This is a genomic window from Azoarcus sp. L1K30 (assembly GCF_018122735.1).
Classification (GTDB): Bacteria; Pseudomonadota; Gammaproteobacteria; order Burkholderiales; family Rhodocyclaceae; genus Parazoarcus.
The window spans coordinates 1,281,721-1,294,037 of sequence record NZ_JAGRRD010000001.1; the positions used below are offsets into that span (position 1 = coordinate 1,281,721).

7 protein-coding genes are annotated in these 12,317 nt (G+C 61.3%); 3 read left to right on the forward strand and 4 right to left on the reverse strand.

Annotation, left to right across the window (positions count from 1 at the left end; all coding sequences use genetic code 11):
- From J5J83_RS05745 to J5J83_RS05755, 3 genes are read left to right on the forward strand one after another with little or no spacing between them, the layout of a single operon-like run.
- A complete protein-coding gene (locus tag J5J83_RS05745; protein ID WP_212346496.1) occupies positions 1 to 1,116 on the forward strand; it encodes an AAA family ATPase in 1,116 nt (371 codons plus the stop codon).
- Between the two features lie 4 nt (positions 1,117 to 1,120).
- Entirely contained in the window at positions 1,121 to 2,170 is a 1,050-nt protein-coding gene (locus J5J83_RS05750) for a PDDEXK nuclease domain-containing protein (protein WP_212346499.1), read from the forward strand.
- On the forward strand, positions 2,163 to 5,261 hold the full coding sequence (locus tag J5J83_RS05755; RefSeq protein WP_212346501.1) for a type I restriction endonuclease subunit R: 3,099 nt from the start codon (positions 2,163 to 2,165) through the stop codon (positions 5,259 to 5,261). Before J5J83_RS05750 ends, J5J83_RS05755 begins: the two co-directional genes overlap by 8 nt.
- A gap of 241 nt (positions 5,262 to 5,502) precedes the next feature.
- Here J5J83_RS05755 and J5J83_RS05760 read toward each other — a convergent pair whose 3' ends face one another.
- The 4 genes from J5J83_RS05760 to J5J83_RS05775 form a co-directional block, all read right to left on the reverse strand.
- On the reverse strand, positions 5,503 to 7,191 hold the full coding sequence (locus J5J83_RS05760; RefSeq protein ID WP_212346503.1) for a sigma-54-dependent Fis family transcriptional regulator: 1,689 nt from the start codon (positions 7,189 to 7,191) through the stop codon (positions 5,503 to 5,505).
- Positions 7,192 to 7,320: 129 nt separating this feature from the next.
- Positions 7,321 to 9,756 (reverse strand): MMPL family transporter, encoded by a 2,436-nt coding sequence (locus tag J5J83_RS05765; RefSeq protein ID WP_212346505.1) that lies wholly within the window; start codon positions 9,754 to 9,756, stop codon positions 7,321 to 7,323.
- The gene (locus tag J5J83_RS05770; protein WP_212346507.1) at positions 9,753 to 10,859 is read right to left on the reverse strand and encodes a YCF48-related protein; all 1,107 of its coding nucleotides are present in this window, start codon (positions 10,857 to 10,859) and stop codon (positions 9,753 to 9,755) included. The genes J5J83_RS05765 and J5J83_RS05770 overlap by 4 nt, the downstream gene beginning before the upstream one ends.
- Positions 10,860 to 10,945: 86 nt before the next feature.
- On the reverse strand, positions 10,946 to 12,295 hold the full coding sequence (locus tag J5J83_RS05775; protein ID WP_212346509.1) for a DUF1329 domain-containing protein: 1,350 nt from the start codon (positions 12,293 to 12,295) through the stop codon (positions 10,946 to 10,948).
- Positions 12,296 to 12,317: the final 22 nt, after the last annotated feature.

The window sequence follows — 12,317 nt, forward strand, 5'->3', positions numbered from 1 at the left end:
ATGAGCAAGACGCTGACCGAGATCGCCCAGCAGCTCAAAGATGCCAACAAGAAGGTGCAGCTGATCTACGCCTTCAACGGCACTGGCAAAACACGCCTGTCTCGGTCATTCAAGGAACTGATTTCCCCCAAGGCAGAAGGCGAAGAGGCCCAGTCATCCGATTTGGCCGACAAGAAGGTGCTCTACTACAGCGCCTTCACGGAAGATCTGTTCTATTGGGACAACGACCTGGGACAAGACGCTGAGCCCAAGCTGGTCATTCAGCCCAACGCGTTCACCCGATGGGTGCTCGAAGAACAAGGCCAGGACCAGAGCATCACCGCCACGTTCCAGCGCTACACCAGTGACAAGCTGACACCGCATTTCAGTACGGATTTTTCGTCGGTAAGCTTTTCGTTTGAGCGCGGCAACAACGAGCATGAACCGAATATCAAGATCTCCAAAGGCGAAGAAAGCAACTTCATCTGGAGTGTGTTCAATGCCTTGCTGGAGCAGGTGATTGCTGAGCTGAACATCGCAGAAGCCGAAAACCGCTCCACTGACGATTTCAACAACCTGGAGTACGTGTTCATCGACGACCCGGTCAGCTCGCTGGATGAAAACCACCTGATCGAGTTGGCGGTCAACATGGCAAGTCTGATCAAGTCCAGTCAATCCGGCCTCAAGTTCATCGTCACGACGCACAGCCCGTTGTTCTACAACGTGCTGTTCAATGAGCTCAACGGCAAGGCCTGCTACATGCTGGAGCAACTGGAAGACGGTAGTTTCACGCTGAATGAAAAATATGGCGACTCCAACAAGAGCTTTTCCTACCATCTGCACCTGTTGCAAACCATCGAGCAGGCCATTGCCGACAACAAGATCGAGCGCTACCACTTCACGCTGCTGCGCAATCTCTACGAGAAAACGGCCGGTTTTTTGGGCTACCCGAAGTGGTCTGAGCTGTTGCCAGACGACAAGCAGCTTTACTACAGCCGAATCATCAATTTCACCAGCCACAGCACGCTGTCGAATGAAGCCATGGCGGTGCCGACGCCCGCAGAACAGGCGACCGTCAAGTTGCTGACCGACCATCTGAAAAGCCGCCATGCCTTCTGGCAACAGCAGGGAGCCTGACCTCATGAGCGAGATCACCCACCACACCGACTACCGCCAGGCGCTGGCAGCCATCAAGCAGCGCATTCAAAGCTCGCAGACCCGCGCGGTGCTGGCGGTGAATGCCGAGCTGCTTAGCCTGTACTGGGACATCGGCCGTCAGCTGAACGCCTGGCAGCGCGAACGCGCCTGGGGCTCGGCGGTGGTGGAGCAAATGGCGGCGGACCTGCAGGCCAGCTACCCCGGCATGAAGGGGTTCTCGCGTACCAGCCTGTTTGCCATGCGGCAGTTCTATGCCTTCTTCAGCCCGCAGTTTGAAGTTGTCCCACAGCCCGTGGGACAAATGCCGTGGGGGCATGTACGCACCCTGCTGGCCAAGGTCAAGTCGGTGGAACTGGTGTTGCTCTACGCACAGGCCTGCATCGAGCACGGCTGGAGCCGCACGGTGCTGGAGTGGCAGATAGAACAGCGTTTCCATGAGCGTGCCGGCAAGGCCATCGGCAATTTCGCGAAAACCCTGCCGGCTCCCCAGTCCGAGTTGGTGCAGCAAAGCCTGAAAGACCCGTATGTGTTCGACTTCCTGACGCTGGCCCCGCAAGCCGCCGAGCGCGACATCGAAAATCAGCTGGTCGCCCAGATCACCCGGTTTCTGCTGGAGCTGGGCAAGGGCTTTGCCTTTCTCGGGCGGCAGTACCCCCTGGCGGTGAACGGCCGAGACTACTTTCTGGATTTGCTGTTCTATCACGCACGCCTGAAGTGCTACGTGGTGATCGAGCTCAAGGCGGGGGAATTCAAACCCGAATACGTCGGCAAGCTCAATTTCTACCTGTCGGCGGTGGACGACCAGCTGCGCGCCGAGGGTGACCAGCCGACCATCGGCCTGATTCTGTGTAAGGACAAGGACAAGCTGGATGTGGAGTACGCGCTGCGCGACATCCACAAGCCGATGGGCGTGAGCTCGTTCGCCACCAAAGACATCCCGCTGTCGGTTCAGTCCCAGTTGCCGACCGTGGAAGAGATTGAAAGCGAGCTGGGTGCGCTGATCCGCGACGATGAGAGCAAGCCCCATGAGTGACTACAAGACCATTGCCGAATCGAAGAACTTCATCGTTCTGGACAAGTACACCAAGGACTGGCAGGTCAATGAGAGCTACCAGAGCGAAGGCGATCTGGAGCGCGAGTTCATCCTGGACTTGCAGAGCCAGGGCTATGAGTTCGCCTCCGGCATCAGAACGCCCGCTGACATGATGGCCAATGTGCGTGCACAGTTGCAGGCGCTCAACAACGTGGCGTTTCTTGACGCCGAGTGGCTGCGCTTTGTCGAAACCTGGCTGGACAAGCCCAGCGATGGCATCGTCGAGAAGACCCGCAAGATCCACGACGACCACATCCACGACTTCGTGTTCGACGATGGCCGCATCCAGAACATCTACCTGCTGGACAAGAAGAACATTGCCCGCAACAAGGTGCAGGTGATCAAGCAGTTCGAGCAGACGGGCAGCCACGCCAACCGCTACGACGTGACGATTCTGGTCAATGGCCTGCCCCTGGTGCAGGTGGAGCTGAAGAAGCGCGGCGTGGCCATTCGTGAAGCCTTCAACCAGGTGCACCGCTACAGCAAGGAGAGCATCAACAGCGCGCAATCCCTGTTCAAGTACTTGCAGCTGTTCGTCATCTCCAACGGCACCGACAGCCGCTACTTCGCCAACACCACCCAGCGCAACAAGAACAGCTTCGACTTCACCATGAACTGGGCGAAGGCGGACAACAGCCTGATCAAAGACCTGAAGGACTTCACCGCGACCTTCTTTCAGAAAGACACGCTGCTGAAAGTGCTGCTGCGCTACTCGGTCTTCGACACCAGCAACACGCTACTGGTGATGCGCCCATACCAGATTGCCGCGACCGAACGCATTCTGTGGAAGATCAACAGCGCTTGGCAGGCCAAGCACTGGAGCCAGCTGGAAGGCGGTGGTTTCATCTGGCACACCACCGGTTCGGGCAAGACGCTGACCAGCTTCAAGACGGCACGCCTGGCCACTGAGCTGGACTTCATCGACAAGGTGTTCTTTGTGGTGGACCGCAAGGATCTGGACTACCAGACCATGAAGGAGTACCAGCGCTTTTCGCCGGACAGCGTGAATGGTTCGGACAGCACGGCCGCCTTGAAGCGCAACCTGGACAAGGACGACAACAAGATCATCGTCACCACCATCCAGAAGCTCAACAACCTGATGAAGAGCGAGGGCGACCTGCCCATCTACGGCAAGCAGGTGGTGTTCATTTTCGATGAGTGCCACCGCAGCCAGTTTGGTGAAGCCCAGAAAAACCTGCAGAAGAAGTTCAAGAAGTTCTATCAGTTCGGCTTCACCGGCACGCCGATCTTTCCGCAAAACGCCGCCGGCGCGGAAACCACCGCCAGTGTCTTTGGCCGCGAACTGCATTCGTACGTGATCACCGATGCCATTCGCGACGAGAAGGTGCTGAAGTTCAAGGTGGACTACAACGATGTGCGCCCGCAGTTCAAGGCCATCGAAACCGAGCAGGACGAGAAGAAGCTCAGCGCCGCGGAAAACCGGCAGGCGCTGTTGCACCCCGACCGTATCCGCGAGATCACACAGTACATCCTGAACAACTTCCGGCAGAAGACCCACCGCCTGCAAGTGGGTGCCAAGGGTTTCAACGCCATGTTTGCGGTGAGCGGTGTGGAGGCCGCCAAGCTGTACTACGAGTCTTTCAGGGAGCTACAAAAGGGCTGCGATAAACCGCTCAGGGTGGCCACCATCTTCTCCTTTGCCGCCAACGAGGAGCAGGACGCGGTTGGCGAGATTCAGGATGAGAGCTTTGAAGTATCGGCCATGAACAGCAGCGCGAAGGAGTTCCTGAGCGCGGCGATTGGCGACTACAACGCGTTGTTCACGACCAACTTCAGCGTGGACAGCAATGGCTTTCAGAACTACTACCGCGATCTGGCCAAGCAGGTCAAAGCCAAGGAGATCGATCTGCTGATCGTGGTGGGCATGTTCCTGACCGGCTTCGACGCGCCCACGCTGAACACCTTGTTTGTGGACAAGAACCTACGTTACCACGGGCTGATACAGGCGTACTCGCGCACCAACCGGATCTATGACGCGACCAAGACATTCGGCAACATCGTCACCTTCCGCGACCTGGAGCAGGCGACCATCGACGCCATCACCTTGTTTGGCGACAAGAACACCAAGAACGTGGTGCTGGAGAAGAGCTACACGGAATACATGGAAGGCTTTACCGATGCGGCCACTGGTGAAGCACGGCGTGGCTTTGTGGATGTGGTGAAGGAGTTGGAAACACGCTTTCCCGACCCTGCAGCCATTGAAAAGGAAGCGGACAAGAAAGCTTTCGCCAAGCTGTTTGGTGAGTATTTGCGCGTAGAGAACGTGCTGCAGAACTACGACGAATTCACCAGCCTAAAGGCCTTGCAAGATCTCGACATGAACGACGCGGCTGCGGTGGAGGACTTCAAGGCCAGGCACTACCTGGACGATGGCGCTTTGGCAGAACTGCAGGCGATCAAGGTTCCCTCAGAGCGAAAAATTCAGGACTACCGCTCAACCTACAATGATGTGCGGGACTGGCTACGCCGGGAGAAAGCCGCCACCGACAAAGACAAATCCACCATCGACTGGGATGACGTGGTCTTTGAGGTGGATCTGCTCAGGTCGCAGGAAATCAACCTGGATTACATCCTCGAACTGATTTTCGAGCACAACAAGAAAACCAGAAGCAAAGGCGAGCTGGTGGATGAAGTGCGCCGGGTGATCCGCGCCAGCCTTGGCAACCGGGCCAAGGAAAGCCTGGTGGTTGATTTCATCAATCAGACCGATCTGGACCAGATCGGCGACAAGGCCAGCGTGATTGAAGTCTTCTTCAGCTTTGCGCAAGCAGAGCAACAGCGCGAGGCACAAGAGTTGATCGACGCCGAAAGCCTGAATGCTGACGCGGCGCGGCGCTATATTGCCAGCTCACTCAAGCGGGAATATGCCAGTGACAGTGGTACGGAACTCAATGCTGCCTTGCCCAAGATGAGCCCGCTGAATCCGCAATATTTAACCAAGAAGCAGACTGTATTTCGGAAGATCGCGGCGTTTGTCGAGAAATTCAAGGGCGTGGGCGGCCAAGTTTAGATTCGGCAGGGAACGGGCTGGCCGCTGCTGTTGAATTGATATAGTCCGAGTGACAGCTCAGGCCGCCAACCTGCCATGCAGCAGAACTGACTCCGACGGGGCTGTCAATCGCACGCCGACTGACTTGGGCCCTCTGACTCTTGGCCCCAAGGCAATCCGATTGCTTTATCTCACCCAAGTGAAGCCGAAGCCAATTGGGTCACCGGAGCCTCAATAACCCCGCACGAACCGCGTTCGCCGCTCACGACTCCGGCGCGGTTTCGCCACGCTTGAGCCGATAGGACAACTGCCGCCGCGTAATGCCAAGCGTCCTGGCCGCATGCGTCAGGTTGCCATTGGCACGCGCCACGGCGAGTTCTATCAGCCGTTGTTCGTGGGATTCCAGATTGAAGTTTTCGCGGTCGAGCACCTGCTCGCACAGGCGCATGCGGCTCGATTCTTCCTGGCTGCCCACGACGCCGCGCGGGCCTACTTCGGCGCCACGATCTGGTTCCGGCGGGGGGTCGGCGAAGAGGTGCTCCACTTCGATCAGTCCGCCTTCGGGCGCGAGCAGCACGCCGCGCTCGATCAGGTTTTCCAGCTCGCGCACATTGCCCTGCCAGCGGTTGGCCAGCAGCGCCCGCAGGGCACGGTCGGTGAGGCCGGCGAGCTGTTTGCCGTAGGTCTTTTCGTACTTGGCGATCAGCGCCGCGGCCAGTTGCGGGATATCGCCCGGGCGCTCGCGCAGCGGCGGGATGGTGACCGGATAGGTTGCCAGGCGGTAATAGAGGTCGGCGCGGAAGCGTCCTTCCGCGATGGCTTTCGGCAGGTCGACATTGGTCGCCGCCACCAGACGCACATCGATCTTGCGCGTCTGGTGATCGCCAAGCCGCTCGACTTCGCCGGTCTGCAGTACCCGCAGCAGTTTGACCTGCGCGGCCAGCGGCAGGTCGCCCACTTCGTCGAGAAAGAGCGTACCGCCGGCGGCGCGCTCGAAGCGCCCCGGACGCGAATGCTGGGCGCCGGTGAAGGCGCCCTTTTCGACCCCGAACAGTTCCGATTCGATCAGGTCATGCGGAATGGCGCCGCAGTTGATCGCGGTGAAGGGGCCGGACGCGCGTTCGCTGTGGTCGTGAAGCCAGCGCGCGAACATCTCCTTGCCCACGCCGGTCTCGCCAAGCAGCAGCACGTTGATGGGACTGCCGGCCGCCTTGCGCACGAGATCGAAAGCGGCCCGGAACCCGGGCGAGCTGCCCACCAGCTTGCCTTCCTTGCTCACCGGCCCACGCACATGGCCCCGCAATTGGGCGAGCTCGTCCTCGAGGCGCCGCATGGCGTAGGCGCCCGGCGTCTGGCGGAAGTAGTCGAGATAGCCGTCGCCCTGCTCCCAGGCCTCGGCAGGCTTGCCGATCAGTTTGCACGCATGATCGCCGCGTCCGACACAACTGACTTCGCGGAAAACGATGAAACGCTTGAAAAACTGGCTGGTATAGCCCGAGGCATAGCCGACGATGGTCCAGCACACCGGATCGTCCCCGATACCGAAGTGCTGAATGTGGGATTCGGCCTCCCAGGTGTTTTCCAGCATCACTTCGCCAAAGAAGATGCCCTTCTCCCAGTCGATTTCCTTCTTGGTGATGGTCGGCTTGACCATGCCCTCGAACGCGTGCAATTCGGGGCCGATGTTGAAGACGTCGTAGGGATCGCCCTCGCCGATCAGCGAACGGGCCAGTTCGGCATCCTGCTGGCCGGCGCCGAATCCCATCCGGATCAGCACGCCGCGCGCGCCTTGATCGCCAAGCGCATCGAACAGTTCCCGCCGCATGTGGCCCATGGCCTTGGCGTGCAGCAGCAACATGCGGTTTTCGTCGAGCCAGATCTGTCCTGCGTCGATGTTGAAGCGCAGACGCGAGCGCAGGTTGAACTGCTCGATGAGTTTCTGATCGGCCATCATGTCTCCGTACAGCTTCGGGCGAGCTGTTTGTGCGCACTCTAACCCAGAGCGCGCACGAGGCGCGGCGATATCGATCCGCGCCCGCGAACAATGTCCCAATCGTCACCTTCGATCCATCCGGTGCCGTCAGGCGGCACGGGCGGATGCCGGTACATGCGCGGGGTGCGCGCTTTCACGGGTGGCGGCCTGCGTCGGCCGCAGCAGGAAGTGACTCAGGGCGGGCAGCAGGATGAGCGCACCGAGCATGTTCCACACGAACATGAAGGCCAGCAGCACGCCCATGTCGGCCTGGAACTTGATGGGCGAGAACACCCAGGTGGCCACCGCGATACCCAGCGTGATGCCGGTCAGCACCACGACCTTGCCGGTAAACAACAGGGCCTTGTAGTAGGCCACCGACAGCCGCTCGCCGGCACGCAGTTGCGCCATCGTCACGGTCATCACGTACAGGGCGTAATCGACCCCGATGCCGACACCCAGCGCGATGACCGGCAGGGTCGCCACCTTGACGCCGATGTTGAGCGCCACCATCAGCGCCTCGCACAGCACCGAGGTCAGCATCAGCGGCAGGATCGCGCACACCACCGCCCGCCACGAGCGGAAGGTGATGAAGGCCAGCACGATCACCGCCGCATACACCAGTATCAGCATCTGCACATTGGCCTTCCTGACCACGATGTTGGTGGCCGCCTCGATGCCGGCGTTGCCGGCCGCGTTGAGGAAGCGGATGTCGTCGGTGTTGTAGCGCCCGGCGAAGTCCTCGACCGTATCGACCACCGCCGTCAGGGTGTCGGCCTTGTGATCCTTGAGATAGGTGAAGACGGTAAGCAGATCGCAGTTCTGGTTGAACATCTCGCGCGGGGCACGCACGATGATCGAATTGAGCATGTCCTGCGAGCGCGGAATCTCGTACCACTTGAGACTGCCCTCGTTCATGCCGGCATTGGCCATCTTGGCCAGCCCCGCCAGCGACGCCGTGCCTTCCACGCCGGACAGCTGGCGCAGGCGCTGCTCGAGCGCATCGACCGAGAGCAGCGTGTTGTAGTGGGCGCAGGCATATTGGGGCGTGCGCACCATCACCACATACACATCGCTGCTGGCGGCGTAGCTGGAGACGATGAAGGCGTTGTCGCGGTTGTAGCGAGAGTCGGGGCGCAGCTCGGGTGCGCCGGCATCGGTGTCGCCGATCTTGAGCTGGAAGCTGGCGATCATGCCGCCCACGCCCATCGCCATGGCCACGGCCACCGCGATGGTGGCCCACTTGCGGCCGGTGAACAGATCGAGGAAGGCCCAGAACGGGTGCTTGCGATGATTGGCGTCGGCCGCATCGGAGACCTCTGCACGCAGGCTGCGGCGGGCCGCCTCGGCGCTCACCCCGGTGAAGGACAGCAGGATCGGCAGCAGCACCAAGTTGGTGAAGATCAGCACCGCCACGCCGATCGAGGCGGTCACCGCCAGATCCTGGATCACCTGGATCTGGATCACCATGAGCACGGCGAAACCCACCGCGTCGGCCAGCAGCGCGGTGAACCCGGCCAGGAACAGGCGGCGGAAGGTGAAGCGCGCCGCCACCAGCTTGTGCGTGCCGCGGCCGATGTCCTGCATGATGCCGTTCATCTTCTGTGCGCCATGGCTCATGCCGATGGCGAACACCAGGAAGGGCACGAGCACCGAATAGGGATCGAGCTCGTAGCCCAGCGTCGGCAACAGGCCCAGTAGCCAGACCACCGCCACCAGCGAGCAGGTCACCACCAGCACGGTACTGCGCAGACAACGGGTGTACCAGAACAGCACCGAGGTGCAGATGGCGATGGCGATGGCAAAGAACACCATCACCTGCTGCATGCCGTCGATGAGATCGCCCACCAGCTTGGCGAAACCGGTGATGTGGATGCGGATGCCCTCGCTCTCGTAGCGCGCGCGCAGGTCCTCGAGCTGTTGGGAGAAGGCGTGGTAGTCGATGCGCTCGCCTGCCGCCTCGCGCAGCGGCACCAGCACGATGCTCGACTTGTAGTCGGCCGCGACGAGCTGACCGATCTCGCCGGAGCGCTCCACGTTCAGGCGCACCGTCTCCAGGTCTTCGGGCGTGCCGCTATAGCCGTCCGGAATCACCGGACCGCCGTCGAGCCCTTCTTCGGTGACGCCGGTCCAGCGCACCGCGGGCGTCCATAGCGACTTCATGAACGGCCGATCGACGCCGGGGAAGAGAAACAGTTCGTCGTTGATCTTGCGCACGCGCTCCAGGTAATCGGCGTCGAAAATCGTGCCTTTCGTGTTCTCCACCGCGATCCGCAGCGTGTTTCCCATGCCGGAAAGCTGATCGCGGTTGTCGAGAAAGTTGGCGATGTAGGGATGCTTGGTCGGGATCATCTTTTCGAAAGCCGCATTGAGCGACAGTCCGAAAGCCTGATAGCCCAGCACCAGCGTCACCAGCATGCACAGGAAGACGATGATGCGCCGGTTGTTGAACAGCAGGCGCTCACCCAGGGAGCCGGACTCGAGATTGAAGTCCGCCAGGTTGCGCACGACTTCGCCAGTCTCCGCAGCAGGCATGTGACTCATTGCGCACCTCCGTTGAGCGAGCCGGGTTCAAGCCGGTAGGGACCACGCATGCTGGCCAGTATCAGGGCGCCGTCCGCTGCGCGAACGAGGCCACTCACGCCGGCAACCGGCGCGGCGCCCGCGGCCGACAGGCGCTCTCCATCGGTCGCACCGCGATAGAGCCGTCCGCCCTCATCGACCAGCAGGTAGTGCCCATCATCGAGCCTCAGCCCCGCGGTCAGCGTGGCCGCTTGCCCGACATCGAGTTGCCGCCAGCGCCCATCCGCCTCTTGCGCCCACGCGTTGCCGCGCAGGCCGAAGAACAGAAGACGCGCCTTGCCCAGCGGCATGCCCCCGAACCAGGTACCGGCATAGCCGGATTCGATCGTGGAGAAGTCATGCCCACCGTCGCTGGAGGCAAACAACCGCCCCTGCTCCCCCGCCACCAGCAGGCCATCGGCGGTGGAAAACACCGAGTACAGGTGGCGGGCACCGGTGTTCGGGATGCGACTCATGATGGTTCGCCACGTACGACCACCATCCTCGGTTTCCAGCGCAAGACCATAGGCGCCCACGACCCAGCCATGTCTCGCATCGGCGAAATACAGGCCGAGCAGCGGCTTGTCGGGCCCATCCGCCGCCAGCAACTCCGCGTCGCGCATCAGCCGCCCGCCGGCGTCGCCACTCGCCTGCAGCTGCCTGGCCTCTTCGATTGCGAGCGGCCCGATCTGCCGGCCGTCGAGCTGACGGGTCCAGGTGTCGCCGCCGTCATCGGTACGCAGCACCACCCCGGCGTGACCGATCGCCCAGCCGGTTTCGGCCGAAACGAATTGCACACCGGTCAGCGCGACGCTGGCGGGCACCGACCCGGCCTGGCGCCAGGTGCGTCCATTGTCGTCGGAGAGCAGCACGGTGCCCGACTCACCCACTGCGACAAGTCGCGATCCGGCGTTGGCGACGGCGAGAATCACCGCCGACGACGCCCGTATGCTCATCTGGGCGGGGCGCTCGAGCAGGTCGCCGACCGCCGCCGCATGCGCAGCGGATAGCGGGTCAAGGAGTAGTTGCAGGCTCACGCCAGCAGCCAACAGGCCGCCGCGCAAAAGCCTCTGGAGTCGGTTCATGATATTTTCGGCAAGTTGGGCCGACCACCCAGACGACGAGCGAATGACAGGATGGTCGACCGTGAGTGAAAGGTTGGCAGGCTGGGTCAGCGTGAAGCTTCGGCCGCCACCGCGTCACCGGTGAAGAAGGTCTCGGGCTTGCGCTCCACGGACTTGATGTATTCGCCATTGAGCGACTGCACCGAGCTGAAGGTCTTGGCATCGAGATTGAAGATCGTGACCGGCTTGATCAGCACCGCCGGAACCGTGGGCATGAAGAACGGTGTGACCTGCGACGTGCGCCACAGCTTGCCCTCGGCGTCGTAACCGTCCATCAGCACCAGCAGCCAGGTATCCTCGTCGAAGTAGAACGTGCGCTTGGGCACCGCATGGCGCTTGCCCGCAGCAACGGTCGCCTCCACCTGCCACACCCGGTGCAACTCCCAGCGCACCGTATCCGGATTCAGGTGGAACTTGGAGAACGCCTCTTCGGCCGATACGGTCACCGCCTGGTTTGCGTTGTACGGGATGTACATCTCGCGCTTTCCGACGAGCTTCCATTCGAAGCGGTCGGGATGGCCCATGAAGCCCATCACTTCGTCGAAGTAGTTGGCACCGGACGCCACGAAGTCGGGGGTATCGTAGGCGACGGTGGGCGCGCGGCGCACACGGCGCTGGCCGACCAGGTACTGCCAGGCCTGGCGCGGCGTGTCGGCATCGACGCTGTCATGGATCACCAGTGATTCGCCCTGCTTGAACGGCGGTGCCGTGGTGTTGAAGCGCTGAATCCAGTATTTGCCGTTCCAGCTCTCTGCGGAACCATCCTTGAAGTAGTACGGGTACTGGAAGGACTCGTCGATACGCGTGGCCAGCGTGTGCGTGCCGTCCGCCGTGCCGACGACGTTGCGCGCGCCGAGGTCTTCGGACTGCGGTTCGACTCGCAACAGGTGGTTCCAGATCACCTCGACACCGGTCTTGGGGATCGGGAACGGGATGCCGCCGTAGCAGCCTTCCAGCGACTTGCCGTCTGCCACCAGTTTGCATTGGGTCGCGTTCCTGAGCGTGTTGTCATACACGTATTTGGGCGCAACCGCCGTGCGATGCGTGGGATACACGTCGATGCGGAAGCTGTCTGGGTAGCGCGTCATCAGCGCCATCGTGCCTTCGGTGAGCTTGTCCTTGTATTGCGCCATGTTCTTGGCGTTGATCGACACGACCGGCTTCTCACCCGGAAACAGCACCTTGGGCAGGTCGCCGACTTTCTCCGCGCTGGCGGCGGGCGCCTTGCCCGTCCACGCGGGGATGGAACCGTCGGCGTTGGCGGCCTTGTCTCCGCCGAGCGGGGTGAGCGACTGCCCGAGCTTGGCCGCTTCATCCGCACTCACCGCCGCACAAGCCGATGTGGCGGCCAAACCCATCGCGATCGTCAGCGCGAACATCTTGTTTTGAATGGTCATGATGTCTCCTTGAATCCTCAAT

Bases quoted from the DNA above. Each gene is read 5' to 3' on its own strand.
- J5J83_RS05765 (WP_212346505.1), bottom strand. From the start codon at position 9,756: ATGAGTCACATGCCTGCTGCGGAGACTGGCGAAGTCGTGCGCAACCTG.
- J5J83_RS05745 (WP_212346496.1), top strand. From the start codon at position 1: ATGAGCAAGACGCTGACCGAGATCGCCCAGCAGCTCAAAGATGCCAAC.
- J5J83_RS05755 (WP_212346501.1), top strand. From the start codon at position 2,163: ATGAGTGACTACAAGACCATTGCCGAATCGAAGAACTTCATCGTTCTG.
- J5J83_RS05750 (WP_212346499.1), top strand. From the start codon at position 1,121: ATGAGCGAGATCACCCACCACACCGACTACCGCCAGGCGCTGGCAGCC.
- J5J83_RS05770 (WP_212346507.1), bottom strand. From the start codon at position 10,859: ATGAACCGACTCCAGAGGCTTTTGCGCGGCGGCCTGTTGGCTGCTGGC.
- J5J83_RS05775 (WP_212346509.1), bottom strand. From the start codon at position 12,295: ATGACCATTCAAAACAAGATGTTCGCGCTGACGATCGCGATGGGTTTG.
- J5J83_RS05760 (WP_212346503.1), bottom strand. From the start codon at position 7,191: ATGGCCGATCAGAAACTCATCGAGCAGTTCAACCTGCGCTCGCGTCTG.